The sequence below is a fragment of the Salinicoccus sp. RF5 genome (genome assembly GCF_020786625.1).
GTDB lineage: Bacteria > Bacillota > Bacilli > Staphylococcales > Salinicoccaceae > Salinicoccus.
Window position 1 is genome coordinate 827,694 of sequence record NZ_JAJGRC010000001.1, and the last position, 25,992, is coordinate 853,685.

General features: G+C 53.4%; 29 protein-coding genes and 1 riboswitch. Of the genes, 17 read left to right on the plus strand and 12 right to left on the minus strand.

All coding sequences use genetic code 11. The annotated features are described in order from the left end of the window. Positions 1-25: 25 nt before the first annotated feature. From LLU09_RS04365 to LLU09_RS04380, 4 genes are all read right to left on the minus strand, one after another. Positions 26-394, minus strand: coding sequence for a PH domain-containing protein (locus tag LLU09_RS04365; RefSeq protein WP_228310620.1), 369 nt, complete (start codon positions 392-394; stop codon positions 26-28). Between the two features lie 231 nt (positions 395-625). Beyond that, the gene (locus LLU09_RS04370; protein WP_228310621.1) at positions 626-1,963 is read right to left on the minus strand and encodes a sodium/glutamate symporter; all 1,338 of its coding nucleotides are present in this window, start codon (positions 1,961-1,963) and stop codon (positions 626-628) included. A gap of 95 nt (positions 1,964-2,058) precedes the next feature. After that, on the minus strand, positions 2,059-3,042 hold the full coding sequence (locus LLU09_RS04375) for an LLM class flavin-dependent oxidoreductase (protein ID WP_228310622.1): 984 nt from the start codon (positions 3,040-3,042) through the stop codon (positions 2,059-2,061). A 35-nt stretch (positions 3,043-3,077) separates the two neighbouring features. Then, a complete protein-coding gene (locus LLU09_RS04380) occupies positions 3,078-4,856 on the minus strand; it encodes an SLC13 family permease (protein WP_228310623.1) in 1,779 nt (592 codons plus the stop codon). A gap of 239 nt (positions 4,857-5,095) precedes the next feature. Between LLU09_RS04380 and LLU09_RS04385 the strand changes: the two genes are divergently transcribed. The 3 genes from LLU09_RS04385 to LLU09_RS04395 all read left to right on the plus strand — a co-directional run bounded on the left by LLU09_RS04385 (position 5,096) and on the right by LLU09_RS04395 (position 6,532). After that, entirely contained in the window at positions 5,096-5,311 is a 216-nt protein-coding gene (locus LLU09_RS04385) for a hypothetical protein (RefSeq protein WP_175287737.1), read from the plus strand. 82 nt (positions 5,312-5,393) lie between these two features. After that, positions 5,394-5,867 carry a glutathione peroxidase gene (locus LLU09_RS04390; RefSeq protein WP_040106880.1) on the plus strand — a complete coding sequence of 158 codons (474 nt, stop codon included), beginning with the start codon at positions 5,394-5,396 and terminating at the stop codon, positions 5,865-5,867. 71 nt (positions 5,868-5,938) lie between these two features. Next, positions 5,939-6,532: a pyridoxamine 5'-phosphate oxidase family protein gene (locus tag LLU09_RS04395; protein WP_228310624.1), complete on the plus strand. Its 594-nt coding sequence runs from the start codon at positions 5,939-5,941 to the stop codon at positions 6,530-6,532. 111 nt (positions 6,533-6,643) lie between these two features. Here LLU09_RS04395 and LLU09_RS04400 read toward each other — a convergent pair whose 3' ends face one another. After that, entirely contained in the window at positions 6,644-8,101 is a 1,458-nt protein-coding gene (locus LLU09_RS04400) for a protein adenylyltransferase SelO (RefSeq protein WP_228310625.1), read from the minus strand. A gap of 164 nt (positions 8,102-8,265) precedes the next feature. Between LLU09_RS04400 and LLU09_RS04405 the strand changes: the two genes are divergently transcribed. The 7 genes from LLU09_RS04405 (at position 8,266) to LLU09_RS04435 (ending at position 14,554) form a co-directional block, all read left to right on the plus strand. Continuing rightward, complete coding sequence (locus LLU09_RS04405; protein ID WP_304612935.1) at positions 8,266-9,441, plus strand: M20 metallopeptidase family protein; 1,176 nt, start codon at positions 8,266-8,268, stop codon at positions 9,439-9,441. 39 nt (positions 9,442-9,480) lie between these two features. After that, positions 9,481-10,191 carry a DUF5058 family protein gene (locus LLU09_RS04410; protein ID WP_228310627.1) on the plus strand — a complete coding sequence of 237 codons (711 nt, stop codon included), beginning with the start codon at positions 9,481-9,483 and terminating at the stop codon, positions 10,189-10,191. Positions 10,192-10,215: 24 nt separating this feature from the next. Then, entirely contained in the window at positions 10,216-10,932 is a 717-nt protein-coding gene (locus LLU09_RS04415; protein ID WP_228310628.1) for a small-conductance mechanosensitive channel, read from the plus strand. Then, on the plus strand, positions 10,933-12,183 hold the full coding sequence (locus LLU09_RS04420) for a M20 family metallo-hydrolase (RefSeq protein WP_228310629.1): 1,251 nt from the start codon (positions 10,933-10,935) through the stop codon (positions 12,181-12,183). 408 nt (positions 12,184-12,591) lie between these two features. Next, entirely contained in the window at positions 12,592-13,659 is a 1,068-nt protein-coding gene (locus tag LLU09_RS04425) for an LLM class flavin-dependent oxidoreductase (RefSeq protein ID WP_228310630.1), read from the plus strand. Then, entirely contained in the window at positions 13,656-14,222 is a 567-nt protein-coding gene (locus tag LLU09_RS04430; RefSeq protein ID WP_228310631.1) for an NADPH-dependent FMN reductase, read from the plus strand. Before LLU09_RS04425 ends, LLU09_RS04430 begins: the two co-directional genes overlap by 4 nt. 128 nt (positions 14,223-14,350) lie before the next feature. After that, positions 14,351-14,554, plus strand: coding sequence for a hypothetical protein (locus LLU09_RS04435; protein ID WP_228310632.1), 204 nt, complete (start codon positions 14,351-14,353; stop codon positions 14,552-14,554). Between the two features lie 19 nt (positions 14,555-14,573). Here LLU09_RS04435 and LLU09_RS04440 read toward each other — a convergent pair whose 3' ends face one another. From LLU09_RS04440 to LLU09_RS04450, 3 genes are all read right to left on the minus strand, one after another. Next, complete coding sequence (locus LLU09_RS04440) at positions 14,574-14,678, minus strand: ZinT/AdcA family metal-binding protein (RefSeq protein WP_228310633.1); 105 nt, start codon at positions 14,676-14,678, stop codon at positions 14,574-14,576. A gap of 110 nt (positions 14,679-14,788) precedes the next feature. Next, a complete protein-coding gene (locus LLU09_RS04445) occupies positions 14,789-15,526 on the minus strand; it encodes an SDR family NAD(P)-dependent oxidoreductase (RefSeq protein ID WP_228310634.1) in 738 nt (245 codons plus the stop codon). A 160-nt stretch (positions 15,527-15,686) separates the two neighbouring features. Continuing rightward, a complete protein-coding gene (locus LLU09_RS04450; protein WP_228310635.1) occupies positions 15,687-16,610 on the minus strand; it encodes an AEC family transporter in 924 nt (307 codons plus the stop codon). 191 nt (positions 16,611-16,801) lie between these two features. Beyond that, a riboswitch (TPP riboswitch) is annotated at positions 16,802-16,898 on the plus strand. 80 nt (positions 16,899-16,978) lie between these two features. On the opposite strand from LLU09_RS04450, the gene LLU09_RS04455 reads away from it, so the two are divergent. Continuing rightward, positions 16,979-17,563, plus strand: a complete 585-nt coding sequence (locus tag LLU09_RS04455) for a Ykof family thiamine-binding protein (RefSeq protein WP_228310636.1) — start codon at positions 16,979-16,981, stop codon at positions 17,561-17,563. Positions 17,564-17,608: 45 nt separating this feature from the next. Here the strand turns inward: LLU09_RS04455 and LLU09_RS04460 are convergent, their stop codons facing one another. After that, positions 17,609-18,034 (minus strand): VOC family protein, encoded by a 426-nt coding sequence (locus LLU09_RS04460; protein WP_040106866.1) that lies wholly within the window; start codon positions 18,032-18,034, stop codon positions 17,609-17,611. Between the two features lie 146 nt (positions 18,035-18,180). Between LLU09_RS04460 and LLU09_RS04465 the strand changes: the two genes are divergently transcribed. Continuing rightward, on the plus strand, positions 18,181-19,104 hold the full coding sequence (locus LLU09_RS04465; protein WP_228310637.1) for a DMT family transporter: 924 nt from the start codon (positions 18,181-18,183) through the stop codon (positions 19,102-19,104). 96 nt (positions 19,105-19,200) lie between these two features. Next, positions 19,201-20,688 (plus strand): aldehyde dehydrogenase family protein, encoded by a 1,488-nt coding sequence (locus tag LLU09_RS04470; protein WP_228310638.1) that lies wholly within the window; start codon positions 19,201-19,203, stop codon positions 20,686-20,688. A gap of 259 nt (positions 20,689-20,947) precedes the next feature. Here the strand turns inward: LLU09_RS04470 and LLU09_RS04475 are convergent, their stop codons facing one another. The 3 genes from LLU09_RS04475 to LLU09_RS04485 form a co-directional block, all read right to left on the minus strand. Then, positions 20,948-21,607: an O-methyltransferase gene (locus tag LLU09_RS04475; RefSeq protein WP_175287722.1), complete on the minus strand. Its 660-nt coding sequence runs from the start codon at positions 21,605-21,607 to the stop codon at positions 20,948-20,950. A 79-nt stretch (positions 21,608-21,686) separates the two neighbouring features. Beyond that, complete coding sequence (locus LLU09_RS04480; RefSeq protein ID WP_228310639.1) at positions 21,687-22,964, minus strand: MFS transporter; 1,278 nt, start codon at positions 22,962-22,964, stop codon at positions 21,687-21,689. 40 nt (positions 22,965-23,004) lie between these two features. After that, entirely contained in the window at positions 23,005-23,517 is a 513-nt protein-coding gene (locus LLU09_RS04485; RefSeq protein WP_228310640.1) for a DUF1572 family protein, read from the minus strand. 240 nt (positions 23,518-23,757) lie between these two features. Here LLU09_RS04485 and LLU09_RS04490 point away from each other — a divergent pair, with 240 nt between their 5' ends. The 4 genes from LLU09_RS04490 to LLU09_RS04505 all read left to right on the plus strand — a co-directional run bounded on the left by LLU09_RS04490 (position 23,758) and on the right by LLU09_RS04505 (position 25,908). Next, positions 23,758-24,675, plus strand: a complete 918-nt coding sequence (locus LLU09_RS04490; protein WP_228310641.1) for a DUF7916 family protein — start codon at positions 23,758-23,760, stop codon at positions 24,673-24,675. A gap of 135 nt (positions 24,676-24,810) precedes the next feature. Continuing rightward, positions 24,811-24,993 carry a helix-turn-helix transcriptional regulator gene (locus LLU09_RS04495; protein WP_094906064.1) on the plus strand — a complete coding sequence of 61 codons (183 nt, stop codon included), beginning with the start codon at positions 24,811-24,813 and terminating at the stop codon, positions 24,991-24,993. 23 nt (positions 24,994-25,016) lie between these two features. Next, the gene (locus LLU09_RS04500) at positions 25,017-25,514 is read left to right on the plus strand and encodes a hypothetical protein (RefSeq protein WP_228310642.1); all 498 of its coding nucleotides are present in this window, start codon (positions 25,017-25,019) and stop codon (positions 25,512-25,514) included. Between the two features lie 40 nt (positions 25,515-25,554). Beyond that, entirely contained in the window at positions 25,555-25,908 is a 354-nt protein-coding gene (locus LLU09_RS04505) for a hypothetical protein (protein WP_228310643.1), read from the plus strand. Positions 25,909-25,992: the final 84 nt, after the last annotated feature.

Below are 25,992 nucleotides of genomic sequence, written 5' to 3' on the forward strand. Positions count from 1 at the left end.
GCCTTCCCTCGTGGAAGGCGTTTTGCTATTTCAGTACGGCTTCAGCGATGAGCCGATCAAATTTGCGTATATCCACTTTCTTGCCGAGGTTGAGTTTGATGTGGCCCACCTTCGTCCATAGTTCCACTTCTGCATTCACATCGAACATGCCCGCCGCATTCTCCGTCGACCACATGTCGATGGAACTGTACGGGAGGGAATACATTTCCACCTTCTTGCCAGTCATGCCCTGGGCATCACGGATGATCATACGTTTGTCGGTGAAGATTGCTGCGTCCCTCAACGTCTTGTATGCAGCAATCGGACGTTCGTCCCCTATCAGAATATCAGCGATGTCATTTGGGATATCCGTCTCGAACTGTAGCGTCCATGCAAGTATATTTGCCGTCTCCATAATCCGCCTCCATTCATATCGTATATTTCCAGTATAATACAAATACTTGATGCTTGTCTTGTTGCAGCAGAGTAGTTAGGCCTCCAATCGTCATTGGCGGAAACTACGAGTGACAATTAGACCTCCAACTGTCATTGGCGGAAACTACGAGTGACAATTAGCGCCCTCTCCCCTCTTTTCCCATCATAAAAGCCCGCCCCTTATCCGGGAGCGGGCCTTCTTATTCTACATCTATGCATTCCTCTTTAAATGCAGCCATCCTCTTGTATACGAGAAGATGATGATGGCAATGCTCAAGGCGATTGTGATTACCGTGAACAGCCAATGCTGCCCATTCAGAATGAAGAGCGGCGCGAAAGTGATCAGCGCAATTTCAACAGGTGCGATCGGGATATAGGCAAGCCCGTAATCTTCGAGTGTGCCACTTTCGAGCTTCGGATCGACGATGCGGAGCAGGGCGATGCCCATTGCGACGGCGCCTGTAATCCATCCGAATGTGAATATGCCTTTTTCAAACCATTGCTCCTGGAAATAATACTGGGAGACGAGCCGGTAGAAGGTGTATGTGAACAGAATCCCGAACGCCATCAATATGAGGAACGGCACCAGGTTCTGTGCGACGACCGTCAGGTTGATGGAGGCGATGCCGAATGCCACGAGAACATCGGTAGCACTGCCGCTCACCTTAGCCATCACACTCTTATCGATGTATTTGTCCATGTCGGCTGCCTGAAGCAGCAGGCTCAAGGCCAATCCGACGAGGAAAGCGAGGGAGAATGCAGGTATGGCAAGTCCTTCATATAGTGATTCTCCGAACTGGCTCAAGTAGTAGCCGATCATCGTGACGAAGACGACGAGCGCCATATGGAAGACGAGCGGATCGATGGAAATCGCGGATACTGTATCCTTTCCGCCCCACTCACGTTTGTCTTCCGGGATGAGGCCGGTCCTCAGTTCCTCCGGCAGCTCATCGAATCTTGAAATGTAATTCGCATAGCCTTCGTTCGCACTTTTCCTGATCAGGGCCAGACCGACCCCGATGGCCAGTATGGCACCAAGCGTTGCAGATGTCATCGCAAGGGAAGTGGCTTCTTCCCAGCCCTGCTGGACAAATGCATCCCCGAGTGCAGCGGCGGTGCCGTGTCCGCCGACGAATCCGGCGGCAAGGATGAGGCCGAAGCCTGTGTGCACATCAAATGCCGGCACAAGAAGCACCAATGCAAACAACAGCCCGAGACCCCACATCAGGAGCATCGCAATCTGTGAATACGACCAAAGACCCCCGACCTTATTGATCATCTTCCTGATGTTAAAACGTCCCGTAGTGAGCGGGATCGCAGCGAACACGATTGCGATCAGGACACCGGGATAATCTCCGATGAACGCTGAAAACGGCAGTAAGCCGAGCATATTCGGCCCGAGGATCAGACCGAGTATGCCGGCGATGATGCTTGCCGGCATGAATGAACGCTGCAGGAGGCCGATGCGCGCACGCAGGAACATCCCGACGAGCAGCAGCATCGCAATGAGACCGAGATCGGTCACAAGATTCCATATTGTAAATTCCATGATGCAACACCTCTTTCTAAAGTCAACTAAGCTAATATAGCATAAAGGTCGTTGACGATGAAAGCGATTAAGCAAGGCACTTTTACAATATCATATCAGGGCTGCTGTAGATAAATTCCGGCAAGCCGTTCGAATGAACGCTGCTTCTCCTTCCAATCATGGAGATTGCACAGGATGAGCCAGTCGTCGCATCCATAAAGCTCCCGGTAGTGGTCGAGCTCCCTTTGGACTGTCTCCGGTCCGCCGATGATCATGCGCCGGCGGTTCTCCGCCACTTTTTCATGTTCCTTACCCGTCAGCTTTCCATACTTCTTCTGTGCCGCCTCCGGCGTCGGAACCTGGCTGTCGAGCCCCTTCTCCACGTTCAGGAGCCAGATGTCCTGTTCCTTTGCGAGCGTCTCTGCATGGGCATCATCCTCACCGCAAACGACGAAGACACATGCACGGGCGACGGGCTTTTCCATGAACCCTGGTTCGAATGCATCATGGTAGGCGCGGAACGCCTCCACGCCGCGGTCAGGGCGGATGAAGTGGCCGAATACGTATCCGATGCCGAGTATGCCGGCAAGTACTGCACTGTTCTCTCCAAGGCCGAGCGAAAAGAGCTCCGGGCGTCCAGTGGTACGCGGCGCGGCCCGCACCTTCGCACTGCCGTCCAGGTGCTGGATCAGATCCTTCAATTTATCCGGATATTCGGCCATCTGGTTCGGCTTGCCGTCAGCCAGCAGCCTGCGGAGGAACTCCCCGCCGCCGGGCGAACGCCCGACACCTGCTTCGATGCGGCCAGGGAAGAGCGACTCGAGCTGTGCGACCTGTGAAGCGACCTTGAACGAGCTGTACTGCGGCAGCAGGATGCCCCCGCTGCCCACTTTGAGCCTGCTGGTCCGGGAAGCCACTGCAGCCATCATGATCTCCGGTGCACTTGATGCCATGCCGCGCGTAGCATGATGCTCTGCAAACCAGTAGCGTTCGTATCCAAGACGCTCCGCCTTCTGTGCCATTTCAATCGTATGTGATGCCGTCTCTTCAGCCGTCTTGCCCTTCGGCTGCGGCATTTGATCCAGGATGCCCAATTTCATCTTCTTCTATCCTTTCTTTCCCTGTGTACTTTATTCTAGAACCATACGGTATAGATGATCAGTGTGGAGATCACCATCGTCATCAATGACAGCGGGACGCCCACTTTGATGTAGTCTGTAAACTTGTACCCGCCCGGCCCATAGACGATCAGGTTCGTCTGATAGCCGATTGGTGTGATGAAGCTTGCGGAAGCGGCGATGGCGATGGTGACCGTTAGGCCCATGTAGTCCATATCCATCTGTGTGGCCATCTCCATCGCAATCGGGAACATCAGCACGGCTGCACCGGTGTTGGTGATGAGTTCAGTGAAGATGTTCGTCATGATGTAGAGGATTGCGATGACGCCGATGACACCGAGCGGCCTTGCGATCATCAGCATATTTTCTGCCAGGAACTGGGCGAGGCCCGATTCCATCATCGCCGCCCCCACACCGAATGCACTGGCGATGAGCAGGATGACGTTGAACTGGATGTAGCTCAGCATCTCGTCGGCATCGATGAATTTGAAGAGCATGAGCAGGATGACCGCTATCAGCATCGCTTCGAACATCGACAGGAATCCGAGTGTGACCGATGAAATCATGACGAGCAGCAGCGCGAGTCCTGCCCAGCCTTTGGCGCTGCTCTGATTCAGCGGTTCCGGCGGCGACAGCGAAGTGACGACATAGAAGTCGATGGAATGCATATGCATCTCCATGAAATCATTGCCGGCGAGCAGCAGTATCGTATCCCCCGGCTTGAGCATGATTTCGCCGACGCGGCCCTTGATCCGTTCATTATTGCGGTGCACAGCGATGACGCCGGCATTGTATTTGGAACGGAAACTGGCAGACTTCACCGATTTCCCCACCAGACCCGACTGGTGGGAGATGACCGCCTCGATCAGCTCGAACTTGTCGTCCTTCAGACTGTCAAGTGTCTGGTCGGTACCTGTCTTCAGGGTGATGCCCTTCTGCTTCTGCACGGACGCGATCGTATTGAGCGTTCCCGAGAACAGCAGGTGGTCCCCTTCCTCTATGATGGTGTTCGGTGTCACGGGGAAGATGCGGGTGTCGTTGCGGATGATCTCGATGATGTATATACCCTTCAATGAGTTGTTCACCGCATCGACGATCCTGCCATTGACGTGTTCATAACCCTTTTCGATCACCGCTTCCGCCAGAAACTCCTTCACTTCTTTGCGTATCTGCTCCTTGGCGCCGAGCGTGTCCGGCAGCAGGCGGTAGCCAAGGGTGAAAATATAGATCAGGCCGGCGACCGCAATCGGCAGACCGACGACTGAAAGCTGGAAGAAGCCGAAGCCTTCCCGCCCGGACTGGATCAACAGCCCGTGCACCACCAGGTTCGTCGATGTGCCGATCAGTGTGATGGTGCCCCCGAGAATCGTCACATAGGACAGCGGGATCAGGAATTTCGATGGTGCGATCCCATTCTGCTGGCACCAGTTCTTCAGTATCGGTGTGAGCGTTACTACGATCGGCGTATTATTGAGAAACCCCGAAAACAGTGAAATCGGGGCGAGGAGCTTGATCATCGACCGCTTCGTCCCTCTGTGGTCACTGAGCAGACGGTCGATGTAGTTTTCTATGATCCCATGCTTCTGTATGGCACCCGCAACGATGAAGAGCAGCAGGACGGTGAGCATCCCTTCATTTGAGAAGCCGCTCAATGCCTGTTCCGTTGAAATGATGCCTGTCAGCAGGAAGACGACCAGGAAGAAGAAGACAATCAGGTCGGCCCGCGCAACCTCCATCAGCAGACCAAGCAGCATCAGCACTATCATCAGGGCAACAAAAATCATTTCAGCTGTCATCGGCAATCCCCCATTTCATACGGATGAGTAGTTAGAATATATCATAGCATAATCACATGTCCCGATAAGATGGATTTGTTTGAATATAACAGACAGGCAGTAGATTTGTGTAATATGGAAACGGTTTAATTGTAAAAGTTCACTTTAGGATGATTAATTGTTCCAAAAACGGATATGTAACAGTATCAATGCATTGAAGAAAATTCATGGGATACTCATACAAAGAGGAGGAAAGGACAATGGAAAAGTACGCAAGTGAGCAGATTAAAGACATGCTTGCGGAGAAGCAGATTAAAGGCGATCTGAAGCGCAGCGAGGATTGCATGCACAAAGATATCGTCAAATGTTTCCTTGAGGGGAAGGCACATAAATACGTATGCATGGAATGCGGCTTTGCCGACAGCAGCAGGGCAGCCTTCTTCTCCTATCCGCAATCAGACCAGGAAATGGGATAATCTCGAATCGCGAGCCGAATCAATGGAGCTCGCGGTCGGGATTACATATAATATAGATATCACCCCATAAAGGAGCAATCGTATGAGTATCTATGATATAGAAGTCAAGAAGGCGAACGGCGAAACCTATTCACTCGACAAGTACAAAGGACGGCCGATGCTGATCGCGAACACGGCAAGCCAGTGCGGGCTGCGCGGACAGTATGATGACCTGGAAGCCCTCCACCAGGAATATAAGGATCAGGACCTCGTGGTCCTCGGCTTCCCATCCAACCAGTTCAACAACCAGGAGCCGGGATCGGGCCAGGATGCAGAAGAGGCATGCCGCATCAACCATGGTGTCACTTTCGACATCCATGACATCATCGACGTCAACGGAGAAAACGCCCACCCACTTTTCAAGCATCTGAGAAAAGAAGCAGATGGCTTGATGGGCGACAAGATCAAATGGAACTTCACAAAATTCCTCGTCGACCGTGACGGCAACGTCATCTCCCGTGTGGCACCGACCACATCCCCACTCAAAATGAAGAAAGACATCGAAAAGGTACTCTGACATGACAGTGAGCACGGATCATCACATCCGTGCCCACTCTTTTTATGTCTACATATGAAAGGAAGGCTCCCATGTCCCAAGGCGAACGCACCCTCCAGTCACGATACGGCACGAAAAGACGTGCCGATGCATTCTACACGAACCAGATGATCGATCATCTGAATACTGATATGGCGCAGTTCATTTCAGACCAGGAAATGGTCTTCATCTCGACGTCCGATGCCAAAGGCAACTGCGACAATTCACTCCGCGCCGGCGACCCCGGATTTGTGAGGGTACTCGATGCATATACCCTCCTCTACCCCGAATACCGCGGCAATGGTGTCATGGCAAGTCTCGGCAACATCTCCGAGAACCCGCACATCGGACTGATGTTCATCGACTTCTTCACCCATCACATAGGGCTGCATGTAAACGGCAGTGCCGCAATCATAGAAAATGAAGACCTCCCCGCCATCGGGCTCGATGCCGACGAAATCCAGCAGATGCATGCAGAAGAGCATGGGCGTGCCGAGCGCTGGGTGAAGATCAGTGTGGATGAAGCCTACATCCATTGCTCCAAGCATATCCCCCACCTGGTGAAGAAAGCCGATGTCACCGATTGGGGCACCGATGACGAGAAGAAGAAGGGCGGCGACTTCTTCAATGTGAAAGGCCGTAAATAGAGGCTATCCCGGGGTGTCCAATTGTCACTGAGCATGCCACTCAACAACCATTAACTCCAAAAAATCACAAAAAAAGCGTATTCCCGCGGGAATACGCTTTTCTTCATATCATCATGTACCGCAAAATGTCATATGGACTTTGTCGTCATCATCCGGCGGCATCTTGTATTCTTTATCATGCCCATCGTCGAACGGATTCGACAGCACTTCGATGAGCTTGGACGCCTTGCTGTAGTCGCCCTGCTCCACGGCGAGGTCGAGTGCCTCCTCCACCAGGTGGTTCCGGGGGATGACCGCCGGATTCACACTCCGCATGAGTATGTGGGCGGCCTCGAGTGTCGCTTCCTGCGCCTCGAGACGGGCCGTCCATCTGCTGTGCCAGTCCTTGAAGCGCTCACTGCCGCTGAACGAGACATCATCAGGGGCATCGAGCGACAGCATCCTGAACGTCTGTGTGTAGTCCGCCTTATGATGTGCCATGAGATCGAGCAGTTCCATCGCAATATCGTCATCCGACTTTTCTCCACTCACCAGCCCGAGCTTATCACGCATGCCGGCCTGCCAGTATTCATTATAGAGCTGACCGAATGCACTCAATGATTGCTGGGCGATCTCCGCCGCTTTTTCCTTATCCGGGTCGAGGAGCGGCAGCAATGTTTCTGCAAACCGGGCAAGGTTCCACTGGGCGATGCCCGGCTGGTTGCGGTAACGATAGCGCTTATTGATGTCGATCGAACTGAAGGATGCCTCCGGGTCGTAGGTGTCGATGAAGGCACATGGCCCATAGTCGATTGTCTCACCGCTGATCGTCATATTGTCCGTATTCATCACACCATGCACGAATCCCGCCAGCTGCCACTTGCTGATGAGCGATGCCTGGCGGTCGATGACAGCATCCAGGAACTTCTTATATTTATCCTCATCCGTTTCATCCACAATCTCGGGATAATGCCGTCTGATGGCATAGTCGGCAAGCACTTTGACATTTCCTTCATCTTCCGTCCGTGCCGCATATTCGAACGTACCCACCCTCAGGTGGCTCTCCGCCACACGGGTCAGCACCGCACCAGGCAGCATCTTCGAACGGCTTACCGCCTCACCTGTCGTCACCAGGGCGAGGGCACGGGTCGAGGGGATGCCGAGTGCGTGCATCGCCTCGCTGATGATATATTCCCTGAGCATCGGTCCAAGCGGCGCCCGGCCGTCACCCATCCTGGAGAATGCCGTGCGTCCAGCCCCCTTCAACTGGATGTCGAACCGTTTCCCGTCCGGCGTCACCTGTTCCCCGAGGAGGATCGCCCGGCCGTCGCCAAGCATCGTGAAGCTGCCGAACTGGTGACCGGCGTAGGCCTGTGCAATCGGCAGACCGCCTTCCGGAATCGTATTGCCGGAAAAGACCTCACTTGAAGTCAGCTGCAGACTTCTTGAATCAAGACCGAGCGTTTCAGCCAGGTTCCAGTTGAACAGTACAAGCTCGGGAAACTCGGCACGCTCCGGCTGTGTTTCTTTATAGAATATCTCAGGCAGACTGGCATAACTGTGTTCCAAGTGCCATCCACTTTCTGTCATATGATCCCTTCCCTTTTTAAAAAACATGTTATTCACCTATATCTTAACAAAATATGAGCCAGAACCATAATTTTGCCGATTTGCCGCTTCAATATTGCCTTGACAGTGGATACAACATTAAATATTCTGAATTATAAGAAATATTAAGCAGGGGGATGATTATATTGCAGGAGAAACTTTTTGAACGGCTCGAAGCACTCTACCCGGACATGGTCGAATTCCGGCGGGATCTGCATATGTATCCGGAGCTTTCCTTCCACGAGGTCGATACACCGAAGAAGGTCGCCACCTTCCTGAAGGCGCTCGGACTTGAAGTGCAGACGGAAGTCGGAGAACGCGGCGTGGTCGCCACCCTCCACGGCGGTAAACCGGGGAAGACCGTCGCGCTCCGTGCCGACTTCGATGCGCTCCCGATCCATGAGGAAAATGAAGTGCCCTACCGTTCGAAGGTGGACGGAATCATGCACGCATGCGGCCACGATGTCCACACATCCGGCCTGCTCCATGTCGCGAAAGTATTGAGCGAGTTCAGGGAGGAACTGACGGGGAATGTCGTCTTCATCCACCAGTTCGCTGAGGAACTTGTGCCAGGGGGTGCCAAATTCATGGTGGAGGACGGCTGCATGGAAGGCGTCGATGCGGTATTCGGGGCCCATGTGAATTCCAAGGAGCCGCTTGGTCGGGTCGGCCATTGCGCCGGTCCGTCGATGGCGAACGGGGACAATTTCGAAATCACCATACATGGGGCCGGCGGACATGCCGGCATGCCGCACCTGACCGTCGATCCCGTGGCCATCGGGGGCCAGCTGATGGCATCACTCCAGCAGATCGTCAGCCGCCAGACGGATCCCCTCGAAGCGGCTGTCGTGACCGTCGCCACCTTCCAGGCCGGCGACAGCTTCAATGTCATTCCCGATACAGCCTTCCTCAAAGGGACCGCCCGGACTTTCAAGCCGGAGGTGCGTGAAAACGTCGAGGCATCCATCCGCTCGGTGGCCAGATCGACATGTGAAGGCCTCGGGGCTTCGGCCACCGTGAACTACATCAAAGGCTATCCGGCAGTCGTCAATGACGAAGCCGAGACGGCGCGCATCGCGCGTGTGGCCCGTTCCCTCTTCGGGGAGGACCTGGTGTATGAAATGACCCCGATGATGGGCATGGAGGACTTCTCATACTACCTCCACAAAGCCCCGGGGTCGTTCGTCTGGGTCGGCGGTGCCATGCCGGACCCGTCAGATGTATATCCGCACCACCATCCGAAATTCAACGTCGATGAGGAAGCGATGCTCCGTATCGGCAAACTCTTCATCGGCACCGTCCTCGACTATCTCGGGGAATAGGCTTCATAGGAAGTACCATAAACAAAGGGGGATTCATCAATGGGAGATATTCTACAGATCGCAAATAGTACCGCATTCTGGATTTTCGCATTCATCATCGTCGCCATCGTGGCTTTTCAGGCCATCATATTCCTATGGATCGCAGCACGTTCTGCACCTGAAGCGGACTTGACGAAACAGGAGGTCAAAACCGCCATCCGTGCAGGCTTCATCAGCTCCATCGGACCATCTTTCGGCATCGCCATCGTGCTTATCTCACTGATTGCCCTGATCGGCTCGCCGATCACGCTCATGCGCATCGGCATCATCGGGTCGGCCGCAACGGAATCCAGCGCCGCATCAATCGGGGCATCGGCATTCGGGGTTGAGCTCGGGGCCGAGAACTTCCCGATCGAGGCGCTCGCCGCCGTCATGTGGACGATGTTCCTCGGCGGTACGGGATGGCTCATCTTTACGATGGTGTTCACGAAATCGATGGGTAAGACGCAGGAGAAGATCCAAAAGCGCAATCCGAAGATCATGGCAAGCGTTGCACTGGCCGCCATGCTCGGGGCGTTCGCCTACCTGGCCAGCCAGCAGATGGTCAACGGACCGAACCACACGGTGGCAGGTGTCGTGGCGCTTGCTGCCATGGTTGCCATGATGAAATATGCCGATCACCGCGACATCAGCTGGCTCAAGGAATGGGCCCTCGGCTTCGCTCTGCTCATCGGCATGACCACCGGCTATCTGACCACGTTCATCATGTAGAATAAAAGACAAAGGGGTTTTTATATGAACAACACAGCAGATCAGACAGCAAATGTTGCCGCTGATCCACGGATCAGCGGAACTGAAGCTTCATCCATGGAAGTGTTCTACAGACGCTCCCACTTCTGGGGCCGGCTGACGCTTCTCGTCATCATCATCATGTCACTCATTCCACCACTTTATATTTCATTCGTTCTGGATGCCCATCCGGGCTGGGGCGTCATCGCAACCGGCCTCGTCGGCTATGCATCATTCATCGGCATCATGTGGGTGCTCGAACCGATCACCTACTACCCGACACTCGGCGTTGCCGGCACATACCTTGCCTTCCTGACAGGCAATATCGCCAACATGTGCCTGCCCTGCTCGTCTGCAGCACAGAAGTCGGTCGACGCGGCGCCCGGGTCCCAGAAGGCGGAAGTCGCCGGTGTATTCGGCATCGCAGTCGCGTCACTCACCAACATCATCCTGCTCGTCATCATGATCATCGGTGGTACATACCTGATTTCCATGTTCCCGCCATTCGTGGAAGGCATGTTCGGCTTCGTCCTGCCGTCCATCTTCGGGGCCGTGCTTGGACAGTTCGCGTATCGCACACCGAAATACGGTGTCATCGCACTCGTCATCGGTATGGCGGTGCTCTTTTCACCCATCTTCAGCCTGATCAAGATTGCACTCTGCGTGGCGCTCACCATCGCAGTCGTACTCTTCATGGAGAAAAAGAAAGGAAATCTCGAATAGATGAATAATACAATGCACACAATCAATGCATCACGGCTATCGGAACGCATACATGCACTCGCGGAAATCGGAAAGATCGAGGAGACGGGGGTCAACCGCCTGGCCCTCTCCAAAAAATATAGGGAAGGCATGGACCTCGTCCGCAAATGGATGGATGCGGCCGGCCTCAAGACACGCTACGATAACTTCGGCAATCTGATCGGCAGGCTTGAAGGGAAGGATGAAAATGCTCCGGCTGTCATGCTTGGCTCCCACATCGATTCCCAGCCATATGGCGGCCGCTTCGACGGCACCATCGGTGTGCTCGGCGGGCTGGAGGCGGTCCAGACTATGATGGAACAGGGCATCGAACCCGACGTTCCAGTCGAAGTCATGTCCTTCTGTGATGAGGAGGGCCATCGCTTCGGCGTCGGCCTGTTCGGCTCCCGCGGCATCCTCGGCAAGCTCGAACAGGGTGAGCTTGAACGTACGGACGCTGAAGGTGTGACCCGGCGGCAGGCACTGATCGAATTCGGCGCCGACCCCGATAAGCTCGAGGCATCGGAATACAATCCCGATGACCTCAAGGCCTATGTGGAGATGCACATCGAGCAGGGCCCGAACCTGGAAGCGGCGGATGTACCCGTCGGTATCGTCAGCGGCATCGCCGGACCCAGGTGGCTCACCGTCGAACTGACAGGCGTCTCCGGCCACGCCGGCACAGTGCCCATGGGGAAACGCCGTGATCCGCTCGTCGGCGCGTCCTACATCATCGCCGCCTTCAACAGCCTCGTCCAGTCCGAAAAGGACGCGCCGTCCGTCGGCACAGTCGGCGACCTCGAAGTGTTCCCGGGCGGGCGTTCCATCATCCCTGAGCGCGTCACCTTCACCATCGATCTTCGGGACAGTGACCAGGAACGCAGGAACACCTATGAAGAGGCACTCATGAACATCATCGAAAGGACCGCATCCGAACACGGACTCGTATACACCATCCATGATGACGGCGGCACCACACCGAAGGATGCCAGTCCTGAAATCATGGATATCATGAAGTCGGAGAGTTCTGAAATGGGCCTCGAGCCTCCCGTGCTCATGAGCGGCGCCTTCCATGACGCCAGCAACATGGCGGATGCATGCGACATGGGCATGATCTTCGTCAGATGCAAAGACGGCATCAGCCATAATCCGGCAGAGTACTCCACAGACGCCGACATCGCCGTCGGCACCGAGCTGCTTTACCGCACCATGCTGCGCCTCGTTAAGGAATAGTGCTTATGAAACTCCAGTCCGTCCCCTTTTTGGGATGTGCTGGAGCTTTTTATATGGGCAGGCTTGGGTGGCCAATTGTCATTCGTCATTTCCGCCAGTGACAGTTGGACTCCCAATTGTCATTCGTCATTTCCGCCAGTGACAGTTGGACTCCCAATTGTCATTCGTCACGCCCGCCAGTGACAGTTGGACTCCCAATTGTCATTCGTCACGCCCGCCAGTGACAGTTGGACTCCCAATTGTCATTCGTCATATCAGCGAATGACAATTAAGCACTGCCCTCCCCAAACATCAGTCCTAGGCCGTATTTTTATTCCCACCTGCCCGAATCCGGACGGATTATTTCTCATTTCATCCATTTCATTACATAATAAAAGTACCAACCTGACACATGAAAGGACGACTTCAATGGAACAGTACCGCATCAATAAGGATAATGGCCTGGAATTCGGGCTCTACACACTGGGGGACCACCTCCCGAATCCACAGACCGGAACAAGGATCTCTGCCCAGCAGCGCATCAATGAAATCATCGAGCTCGCGAAGCTCGCAGAAGAAGTTGGCATCGACTTCTTCAGTGTCGGCGAGAGCCACCAGGACTATTTTGCGACACAGGCGCATACCGTAGTGCTCTCCGCCATCGCCCAGGCGACCGAAAAAATAAAGATCTCAAGCTCATCGACCATCATCAGTACATTGGATCCTGTAAGAGTTTATGAGGATTTCGCCACCATCGACCTCATCTCGGGCGGCCGTGCTGAAATCATCGCCGGCCGTGCTTCCCGCGTCGGCCTCTTCGACCTGCTCGGGTACGACCTCAGCGATTACGAGGCACTGTACGAAGAGAAATTCGACCTGCTTCTGAAGATTAACGAGAATGAAATCCTCAATTGGGAGGGAGAGTTCCGCCCCGCCCTCAAAGATGCACGGGTCCTCCCCCGTCCGCTCGACGGCGCATTACCGATATGGCGCGCTGTCGGCGGTCATCCTGCGAGTGCCGTCAAAGCCGGTGCCGCCGGTGTACCGATGCAGATTGCGATGCTTGCCGGACCAACCCAGAACTTCAAGGAAACGATCGGCACGTACCGGGATACGGCACGGCAATATGGCCATGATCCGGAGCAGCTCCCCGTCGCCACGGCCGGCTTCTTCCATGTCGCCGAAACGACGCAGCAGGCACAGCGGGAGGTTTACCCGCACATAAATGAAGGTATGAAATTAACAAATGGTGCTGGATTCCCGAAACGCGGCTTCGCCATGGGAGCCGACAAACGCAACGTGCTGAACGTCGGCAGTCCGCAGGAAGTCATAGAAAAAATCCTCTACCAGCATGAACAGTTCGACCATCAGCGCTACATCGGGCAGATGGACTTCGGCGGCGTACCATTCGACCAGCTCATGCGGAACATCGAATGGATCGGCAAAGAAGTGCTTCCTGCCATCAGAAAATACACAAAAAAGGAGGCTGACCAATGAAAATTGTAGGACTCTCCGGCTCGAACGTCGGCTCCAAAACACGCACGACCATGAAATATGTTTCCGAAAAATTGACCAGCCAGTACCCGCATGTCGACTGGACGTTCATCGACCTCGCCGACTACACCATGCAGTTCAGCGACGGCCGCAACTACCTCGACTACGAAGGGGATACGGCATATATCACAAAAACCATCATGGAAGCGGACGCCATCATCATCGGCACACCGATTTTCCAGGCCTCCATCCCGGCGACACTGAAGAACGTCTTCGACCTGCTGCCGATCAATGCACTGCAGGACAAGATTGTAAGCTTCTTCGTCACCGCTGGGACATCCAAGCATTTCCTCATTCCGGAAACCCAGCTCAAACCGATTCTGAGCTACATGAAGGCACAGACCGTGAGCACATATGTATTCATTGAAGAGAAGGATTTCATGAATAAGGAAATCGTCAATGACGACATCATCTTCCGGCTCGATGCACTGGTCGAAGATACCGTCATGCTGACCGATACGTACAAGCGCATCCGTGAAGAGAAGGAATCGATGTATGATTTCTGATAGTGATGACCTGGATGGTTCCAGGTCATTTTTATGTTACATTGAAACCAGTAGACCTATCACATATCACTCTTTTAAGATGCAGATTGGAGAGATTACTTGATACGCGAAATCAGTTTCATTTTTCTATGATAATAGGCGGACTCGCCTTCTACATTCTCTTCACCGGCAATGATTGGCTGATACCATGGTTTTTTCTCGCCATGTCGTTCATATTCCTGTCTACGGCAATCGAGAAGTTCATGGAGAACCGTAAAATATTGTCCGTCTATCTCCTTGTGGTTTTCGTAAGTATCCCCTATCTTGCTTTAGATGCGTTTTTCTTGAATTAGCATTCGCAGTCCATATTTCTTAACACAACATTTCTAATGCACCGTCATTGTCGGTATGGATATGAAAGTGATCACTTTCGACAGGGAAGATGCTATGGTCGCTGAATTGAATATAGTTCGGCATCGATCCTCCTTCCAATCCGGCGTCCGTCCTTCAACCTGATCATCCTCGATGTAGCCATTAATGAAAAAGACACCAGACCTTTTGGTCTGGTGCCTCCAATATCCACTACATTACTGGGCTGTATAGCCGCCATCCACAAGAAGTGTGGTGCCTGTAGTGAATTCATTTTCCGCCAGGAATACGACCGCATGTGCGATTTCTTCCGGTTGTCCGAGTCTTCCGATTGGGTGCTTGTCAACGAGAGTATCATAATACTCACCTAATGCATCCTTGTTCACCATGCCGGACTCGACGTAGCCGGGAGCTACTGCACTGACACGGATGTTGTCCTTGGCATATTGTAAAGCGACGGATTTCGTCATCAGATTCACGGCGCCTTTGGACGCGTTGTACGCGAATGCTGTCGGCTCGCCGACACTGCCGAGGATGGAGGCTGTATTGATGATTGCACCGCCGCCCACCTTCTGCATTTCAGGGATCGCGTATTTTGAACCGAAGAATACACTGTCCTGATTGACTTTGATTACCTTATTGTAGTCTTCATAGGAAAGCTTGTGCGTCTCGCCCTGAACACCGATTCCGGCATTGTTGAACATGACATCCAGTCGTCCAAACTTTTCAACGGCGAGAGCAACGACGTTTTTGACATCCTCTTCAACGGAGACATCCACTTTCTCAAACAGGATATCCCCATATTGTTTGAGGCTCTCTTCTGCTTTCTTACCAGACTCTTCATTGTAATCAGCCACAATGACTTTCGCGCCTTTATCCAGGAACGCCTTCGCTGTAGCTAAACCAATACCTGATCCGCCACCTGTTACAATCGCAACTTTATCCTTAAGTTCCAAAATCATTTCCCCTTTCGATGACTCCATCTGATTCACTATACATATACCTCAGCCAGAGATGACTGAAACACGATAAGTGTGTCTAAATTAAGGCAGTTGGACCTTTCAATTGTCATTCACCCGAACACTCAGTGACAGTTAACCCTCCAACCGCCCCCATCTAGAACAGCTGCATGGACAGATAGATGACGAATGTCACGGTGATGCTGCTGAGTACCGTGGAATAAAGGACCACCTGGGCATGGAGTTCCGGTTCGACATCGTATTCGAGTGCAAGCGTCGCAGTATTCCTCGAGGTCGGGAACGCGCTCGCAATGAACAGCGACTGGGCGATGACGCCTTCGATGCCGAGCATGAATATGATGGCCAGGGCGACGGCGGGCCCGATGACCAGCCGCCCGAGTGCACTCCAGGCGATGACCTTGTGGAAGGAACGGATCTCAATCTGTGCGAGCTGCATCCCGAGCAGGAGCAGCGCGAGGGCGGCGAACCCGCCGGCGAGCTGCTCGACAGGCACGCTGATGAAACTCGGCAGTTCGACGTCAATTGCCTGCAGGATGAACGCGGCCGCCAGTGCATAGATGATCGGCAGCCGGAGCAGTTCCCGGAAGAGTTCCACGACGGATTTCGCATTGGACCGCAGATTGTACAGGCCATATGTGAACGTCAGCAGATTCTGGACGACGAGTACGATGATCTGCACAGATACACCCACCGGGTTGGCACTGAATACGAGATGGCTGACGGGCAGCCCGTAGTTGCCGGAGTTCATCAGAGAGACACTGTTCTTGAGCGCGGTCCGCTCCCCTCCGCGAAGGCCGAGCCCCCGGGCCAGCAGTTCACCGACCACCATCATTGCAGTAATGAACAGTACCAGATACAATGCGAGCTGTCCCAGCAGTTCAAAGTCGATGTCCGCTTCATATATGTTCAGGAATACCGCGGCCGGCAGGAAACAGTAGGTGACAAGATTCGCGATCGGACGCAGACGGAATTCGAACTTCTTCTGGAGGATGACACCGACGCCGAGCAGAATCAGGATCGGCAGTATGACATCCAGAAATACAAGGGAGATATATGCCATATCCTCCCTCCTTTCTACTCTCACCCCTATATTCTACCACTTTGCGCAGGGCCCGCTCCAAAGCACTGCCTCTTCAAGCGCTTCCACTTCAGAATATACATCCCGGGACTGATTCCTCTGACGCTCTCCATACCGCTTTACACGCCAGGCCCCAATCCACTATCATGGTAACTGTAATGAAAAACTGCATACCGATGCACTGGGGGCGCCTTAGGCTGAGACGGAGATACCGGACCCTTACCACCCGATCTGGATAACACCAGCGTGGGGAAGTGCAGCATTGTATGTCCGCACCACTCCATACATCCGCTGCATTCCCTCGGGAGTGCAGCTTTTTCATTTCAATAAAAGTCATTGGAGGCATGATTATGGTACAGGAATGCGGAACAGAACGGATTGCAGGCTGCCAGTTCAACTTGAGTGTGATGAGCGATGATTTCGCGGAAGTGATCCTCGGTGCACTGGATCAGGTCGACACATCGAAAGTGTGGAAGGAGACGGATGACGTCTCGACATGTGTGCGGGGTCGGATCGAGCATGTATTCGATGTCGTCCAGGGAATCTATCTTGAGGCAGCCAAGACGGGGAAACATGTCGAGATGAGCGGAACGTTCTCCATCGGCTGTCCGGGTGATTCTTCAGGGGATGCCTACGTGGAGGCATCCCCGGAGCGGTTGAATGCACCTTCAAAAGACATCCAGCAGAAGGCGGGATGCAAGTTCGCCCTCTATCCGATGAATACGACCAACTACATGGATGTAATCTACGAACAGATCGACTTGTCGAAGGAAGCCGGCGTCACGGTGAGCCCAGCCCATTACGCCACGCGGCTCGACGGGACGGTGCCGGACATCTTCAGCGCCATGGAGTCATCGTTTACAAAAGTACAGGAAGCGGGAAGCCACACGACGATGACATTCACGATTTCAGCAAACAGCCCGTCGAACAGCTAGGACGATATGAAGAGGGGAACCCGGCCGGGTTCCCCTTTTTCTGTATCAGATGATCAGCATGTCGTTATCGTCGAATTCCCAGTCCGCGCCATATGCCACTTCCCAGTAGTGGCCGTCTGGATCGGTGAAGTAGCCGCTATAGCCGCCCCAGTCCGTCGGGGCCGCTTCCTTCACAACCGTCCCTCCGATTCTGCCGGCAGTCTTGAGAACCTGGTCCACTTCCGATTCGGACTTCGCATTATAGGCGAGCGTCAAACCATTGAATCCGCCATCAGGCACCGGCTGTCCGGTCTCCTCCGCCAGTTTTTCCAACGGATAGAGTGAGAGCTTCGAACCCTTCATTCTGAAAAATACGATTTCCAGTGCTTCTTCACTGCCAACAAGAGATGCTTCAAATCCAAGCTTGCGGTAAAAGTCGACTGCAGTTGACATATCCTTTACACCGAGTGTAATCAGATTGATCCTGTCCATGGCAATTCCCCTTTGCGAATAGGATGCGTGAGTCCGGAGCATTTTTACACTTCCAATATACCATAAAATGAAACGCGGCGTGTCCTCCGCTTTGCAGCCTGTCTGCTATAATGGATGATCAGATATTTCGACAGAGGTGAAGATGCATGCAAGATCCTGTAAATGAATTTCCTTCAAAGAACAAATCCTGGTGGACCTACCCCATCCTGCTGCTCTGTGTGATCATCTGGGGCAGCAACTTCATCATCGGAAAGGTGCTTGTCGACCACTTCGACCCCTACAGCATCACCGTCATCCGCCTCATTGCCATCAACCTTTTCCTGTGGCTGTTTGCTTCCCGGCACTTCCACATGCCCATGGTCCCCCTCAAAGTGTGGCTGGTGATCATATCTTCAGGCATCATTGGCATTGCTGTGAACCAGTATACGTTCTTCCTCGGACTCGTAACCGCAAGTCCGGTGACTTCGGCACTGATACTCGCGGTCGCCCCTATCATGACAGCCATCCTGACCATCCCAGTCTTCGGGGAACGCAGAGGATTGAAATTCTGGCTGGGTGCACTCCTCGCCTTCGCCGGCGTCTCCCTCAGCACTTTCGACGGCAGTGCCCTCACTTTCGGACTCGGGGAAGGCATCATAGTAATCACCATGCTGACATTCGCCATATTCATGATCCTCATCCAATGGCTGTCACAGCATATCAATGCCATACAGCTTACACTGCTCTCCAACTTCTCAGGTCTGCTGTTCCTTCTTCCATTCCTCCCGGAAGCAGATTATGGCAGACTCGCTTCATCCACCTGGCCGATGTGGCTCCTCCTCATGCTGAGCGGCATCATCGTCCACGGAATCAGCAATATGATCTGGAACCGTGAGATGCCGAAAGTCGGCGCAGCGAATGCCTCGCTGCTCATGAACATGGAACCGTTCGTTGCGATGCTCGGGACTGCCCTCGTCCTCGGCAGCAGTGTGCTTGTGACGGAAGTCATCGGAGCCATCCTGATCATCGGCGGCGTAACCCTTTCAATACACAGGAGACGCAGGAGTAAGACTACGGTGCTCTATGATTGAGGGAAGCCCCGCTGCATGATGTTTCACGCGCCGCCCAAACGGGAAAGAACGACAGTGGATAACCAGTAATGATACAAATACAAGGAGGCAATCACATTGGCACTTAAAATTGAGACACCACTGACAGTGAATGCATATATAAATGGCGAAATAGTCGAAGCACAGGAACACGCACCCCGTGAGAATCCAGCGAAACCGGACGAGACGGCAGGCTATTGGCCGAAAAATACAGTCGAAGAGGCGAAGCAGGCGATCGATTCTGCAGATGAAGCCTTCAAATCCTGGAAACATTCAGAGATGAGGGATCGCATAGAACGCATGCAGAAAGGGATCCAGAAGATAAAGGACAACCAGGATGGCCTCGCCAAACTGCTTTCCAAAGAGCACGGCAAGCCGATTTATGATGCGCAAGGTGAATTGACGGTTTCCCTCATGTTCATGGAGTATGCAGTGGAGAACGCAGAACGCGTCTACAAGGAAGAAGTCAATGAAGACGAGCGCGGCAAGAACATCCTGCGCCATGACCCAATCGGTGTAGTATCCGCCATCAGTCCATGGAACTATCCATTGGCACTCTCCACCGAGAAGATTGCCCCGGCACTGCTTGCCGGCAATACGATGGTGATGAAGCCGAGCCCGATGGCGCCGCTTACTGTGACGCTTGTGACACAGATGGTCGCAGAAGAATTCCCTGAAGGCGTGCTGAACATCGTCAATGGGGATGCAGACATCGGTATTGAGCTTACTTCAAACGACAAGGTACGCAAAATCGCCTTCACCGGCGGTACGAATACAGGTCGCCACATCATGAAGGCGGCAGCAGACACGATCAAGAACGTCACGCTCGAACTCGGCGGCAACGACCCTGCCATCTTCCTCGACGACTTCGATGTGAATGATGAAGCAGCCATGCGCCGTGTCGTCATTTCGAACTTCCTCACAGGCGGGCAGATCTGCATGATTGCAAAACGCATGTATGTGCATGAATCCATCTACGACCAGTTCGTCGAGAAGTATATGGAAGCCGCAGAAAAATGGCTGCGCATCGGTGATCCGACACTCGAAGAGACGACGGTCGGCCCGGTCAACAACAAGGCACAGCTCGAATTCGTCCAGGAGCTCATCGAGGACTCCAGAAAGAACGGCTACGACATCAGGGAAGTCGGCAACGTTGCAGATGAAGAATTCTTCAACAACGGCTACTTCATGTATCCGACGGTCGTACTCGGTGCCGACTACGATGCACGCATCGTGGCTGAGGAACAGTTCGGACCGGCAGTGCCGATCCTGAAATTCAAGGATGACGACCATGCAGTCGAACTCGCAAACGACAGTGAACTTGGACTGACAAGTTCCGTCTGGGGCGAGGAAGCGCACGCAATCGAGATCGCGAAGCGCATCGAAGCCGGTGTGACGATGGTCAACACCGCAGCGATCCAGGGACTCGACATCCGTTATCCATTCGGTGGTGTCAAGCAGTCCGGCATCGGCCGCGAATACGGCGAAGAAGGCATGCTCGAATATGTGGACTCCCACTCCATCAACATTCCGAAGACGAAGGACCTTCCGCATATTCCACAATAAATCCATCATATCCAGGTGACCATTCCAGGTTGCCTGGATTTTTATTTTATTCTACATAAAAAAATCCCCTGTGAACGGGGGACAATCCGTCCAAAGGGGCAGACAACGCATCAGGGTGCATTGAAACCAGTTGATATTTGCAAGGGATCTTGGGGGGCATCAGATATCCGGAGGTGGATCTGATGCTGATTCCATCATATCAACGGAATGTTGATATCCTTTTAAGGAAAAGTAAAGATTCTGTTTAGATGAATGCCCTCTACTTCACGACCCCCATCAGGAAGCCGTCATAACCCTTCTGTCCGACGGTCTGTATGGCCGTCGATTCGATGCGTCCGTCGTGTTCCAGCATATCGAACATCTGACGGATGTATGGGATTGACTGTGTTTCAGTATCGTCGATGATCCGCCCACGCCGGACCACATTGTCGACGATGATGACGCTGCCCTTGTGGGAGAACTTGAGCGCCCATTTGAGGTACTCCACATTGTTCTCCTTATCGGCATCGATGAAGATGAGGTCGAAACGCGCATATCCACGTTCCATCAGCTTCGGCAGCCGATCCAGCGCCTCCCCCTCAATGACATCCACAGGTGCCGCAAGCGCCGCTGAAGCGATGTTCCGCCGCGCCACTTCCGCATGATTCGGATCCGCTTCAATCGTCGCCATGCGCCCGTCCTCCGGCAGCGCACGGGCAAGCCATACGGTACTGAACCCGCCGAGAGTGCCGATTTCAAGGATGGATTCGGCATCCACCATCTTCGCCATCAGATACAGCATCTTGCCATGTGCCTTCGACACTTCGATCTGCCGCATGCCGGCATCATCGGTCTCTTTCAGTATGTGATCCATAGTGTCGTCCGTCGTCTTGAGCTTCTTTTCGAAATATTCATCGACTGCTTTCCATGTCTCTTCCATTTTCCGAGCCTCCATCATTTCATTTTTCCCCATTTACCCGTGCAGACGGGTACAGGAAACTCGAAATTTTCCCACTGAATCAATTTTTTTCAGGATTCATCATGTAAAGTGCCGGTATGAGGCCGAGTGCAAGCACGCCGCCGGAAATCGACAGGAAGCCGAAGCCCGCCCCAGCAGCGACGACACCCGACATCGCGCCGCCGGCAGCTCCGGAGAGTGCGATCAGCACATCCACCGTCCCCTGCGTCTTCGCGCGGGAGTGCGGTGCCGTCGCATCGACGAGGATCGTCGTACCGCTGATCAGTCCAAGGTTCCATCCGACACCGAGCAGTGTCAGCGAGATGGCCATCATGGCAAACGACTCTCCCGGCGCCGCCGCTGCAATGATGCCTGAGATCAGCAGGATGATGGCCGCCGCAATCGTCATCGCCACCCGGCCGATCTTGTCGACCAGTATGCCGGTGAAGAGCGACGGCAGATACATGCCTGCAATATGGAAACCGATGACCATGCCGATGGCACCGAGGTCGTGGCCGTGGTGTCCCATATGTACAGGCGTCATCGTCATCACCGCAACCATGACGATCTGCGTCACGACCATGATGAGGGCGGCAAGCATGATGCCGCGATGATCGTTCTCCGTCCGCTCCGTCGCGTCGAATGTCCCGGCCCTTTGCCGTTCCGCTTCAAGCACCTGGGCCACTTTGAATGGGTCCGGACGCAGGAAGAAGGTCAGGATCAGACCCGCCGTGACGAACGCCACGCCCGCAAGGATGAACGGCCCTGCGAGTTCCGGTACATTGATCATCCGGGCAAAATCACCCATGACTTCAACGAGGTTCGGCCCCGCCACGGCCCCAAGCGTCGTACTGACCATGGCGATGCTGACGGAAGTCGCCCGCTGGTGCTTCTCAGCCAGGTCCGTCCCTGCAGAGCGTGCCTGCAGGTTCGTCGCCGTCCCCGCACCATAGATGAAGAACGAGATGAACAGGAGCAGCGGGCTCTCGATGATCGCAGCCAGAACGACACCCGCCGCCCCAAGCCCGCCGGCCATGAATCCTGCCGCAAGGCCCGTCCGGCGTCCCATCCGCTGTGACAACCGTCCGACGAGGAAGGCAGCCAGTGCCGATCCGAGCGTAAACAGGCCGACCGGCAATCCCGCAAGCGAATCCGTACCCAGCATGTCCTGAGCCAGTAGTGCGCCCACCGTGATGCCTGCAGCCAGTCCCGCGCCGCCGAAGATCTGTGAGATGACGACCACCAGAAGCGTCCGTCTGTACAGCCGTGCCTTCTTCTCAGGGTCATCTATGTATATATTGAGATCGTGGCCTTTATTCATATGTTCCACCGCTTTCATAAAATAAAGGAAGCGCCTGCTACGCTCCCCCATCCGTCTATCATTTCAAGTATTCCTCGGATTTCCCCTTCGGGATGCTCAGCGACTGCCAGTCCTCCCCTTTGATCTGCTTGCCGATGAACATCATCTGCCCGATGTGCGTCGCATAATGTGAATGCTGCCGCTCCAGAGCCTCCAGGATCGTATGGTCCTCACCCCGGATCTTCTGGGTGCGCAGAAGATCATCCACAGTGAAGCTGTTCAGCGCGTTGAAGAACACCTGCCAGCCATCTTCCCACGCAGCCATCACATCCGCTTTTGAATTGAGGTCATCCTCGAATTCATCATCCCGTCCGCGGTCCGCCTTCTCCCCGTCTGATGTGAACACATCCGTCCAGCGCGAATACATGTTGCCCCTGAGATGCTTCGCAAGCACCGCAATCGTATTCGATGACTCATTGTACCGCCAGTGCATATCATCATCCGACAGCTGATCCAACGTCCGGTCCCCGAGGCGTTTGATCTCCTTGAACCGTGCGCGGATGACGTTCAGGAACTCCTGTTCAAATTTCATGGCGCTCTCCCCTTTGTTTTTGGAAAATTACTACTTTCACTATAGCTGAAATGGAAGCCGTTGCCAATGGTTTGGAAGGATGGGAGGGGGGAGGCTTAATTGTCACTCGTCACATCCGCTAATGACAGTTGGAGGCCCAATTGTCACTGGCCGCACCCACGAACGACAATAAACCTTCCCACCTATCAAAATATCCTGCAAACCGATAAAATGAAGTTAATATGAAAGGGGACGATATACATGAAAAGACTGCTCGACTGCACCGCTTCCGACTTCCTCAATATGACAGGCCAGGATCTGAAGCAATCGATCAAGGCAAGTGAGGGCCGGACTATGCTCGCTGAGACAATGGCGACCGTACCACCGCTCTATCCGGATGTGACGAATGCGGAACTCACCGTGTCATTCGGCGCCGATCTGCTGCTCTTTAACGTTTTCGATGTATTCCATCCTGAAGTCAGGGGCTACACTCCATCAAATCCGGCTCAGGTCATCCATGAAATAAAAAGACTCACCGGCAGACCGGTCGGCCTCAACCTGGAACCGGTGGACCTCAATGCCGAACAGATTGAAACCTTGGACGCCATTGACCGAGGCCGCATCGCTTCAGAGGAGGCACTTGCACAGGCGAAATCGCTCGGCTTCGATTTCATCTGCCTCACCGGCAACCCGAAGACCGGTGTGACGAACGTCGAGATCACGAACGCCATCCAGCGTGCACGCGCAGTCTTCGGCAGTGATGCGCTCATCATCGCTGGAAAGATGCATGGTGCCGGTGTGACGAATGAGACCGGAAGCGGCATCATCTCGGAATCCGCACTCGATGCCTTCATCGATGCCGGTGCAGACGTCATCCTGATGCCGTCACCTGGAACCGTGCCGGGCATCACCACTGAAGATGCACAGAAGTATGTTTCATACGTCCATTCGAAAGGCGCCCTCACCATGCTCACCATCGGAACCAGTCAGGAAGGTGCGGATGAATCGACCATCCGTCAGATTGCCCTCGCCGCCAAGATGGCCGGTGCAGACATCCATCATATCGGTGATGCAGGATTCTACGGCATCGCGGTACCTGAGAACATCATGGCTTATTCCATCACCATCCGGGGGCGCCGCCATACTTATGTACGCATGGCCCGCTCCATCCACCGCTAGAATCTCTGGGAGTTGAATGTTTATACTTCTTCTTCCCGGGTACTTGTATACTAAAAGTAATATATATTTTACATTTAGAAATTTATTTATTACATTTGAATTGAAAGAGGTGATTTCTTGGCGAAGAATCTGAAGATGAAGAGCGCACGTGCCAGCCGGGATCTCACCCAGAAAGCACTGGCCGAACAGGTGGAGGTCAGCCGCCAGACAATCAACTTGATCGAAAAGGGGGAGTACAATCCTTCATTGGCATTATGCATTAAAATCTGCAAGGCACTTGGATGCACATTGGATGACCTCTTCTGGGATGAATATTAATAAGTTAAAGGATGGAGATTTTCATGGAATATCTGCTCAATCGGTTCATAGGGGATGAACGTGCAAGAAAATCAGCCGGCAAGGCCGCCATCACCACCCTGCTGCTCATGTGGGCTTATATGATTACCCGCATGCTGCTTGTGGCGATGGGGATATGGGAAACCGACATGGTGATGAACGATCTATACTTTGTCATGCTGTCATTCATCATATTTACCACCATATCCGTACGTGATGAATCCGATGCGTTGATATATTCTCCAATAGTGAAAAAGGAACTTCCCTATAAGAAAGGCCGTTTCTTTGGCCGTTTTGGCATCTACTTTATGGAATCCACCATCGGTGCCATCTTTATGACACTTGTTGAACTGCTCGTAAAGAGCCTGGTTGCACGTAGTTTCAGCTTTGATCTTTTGATGTTCATCAGCAGCATCATTGCCTTCACCATTATCCTAATATTTGTTAACATCGTGTTAGGAGAAATAAGAGTAAGACGCTACCGCAAAATGGAAGAGGAATAAGGAGGCAACGTCTATCAACAAGGTTCGACCGCTACAGATTATGGGCTATGGTCTTATCGGATTTGCGTTCGTCATGGACCAGTTTCCGCAACTCCCCTTTGCCACATGGCAGACGCAGCTGATCAATGCGTTATGTATTATTGCGCTGCTCTATATGGTCACAAAGCTCAATGATGGAGACTCGGAGGAAGAGAAGACAGATTCATGGATGGAGGAACTGAACTATTATTTGTGCATATTCGGCTTTATCACATTCCTGAATCTGATCGGCGGTGAGTCTTCGATCGGTCTGGACTTCGCCAGTGAAGGGTTCTGGTTTGCAGCCATTGGAGCATTCATAAAAATCTACGGGACATATGAGGCGGGCCAACGCGCTCGTAGGCAGCTGGACTAGCATCGCATACTATCCAACAAAGGGGATGAGAACATCACGATTCAAAAGATACTTTCAGCATTTGTAGTCATCATTTTTTCAGTC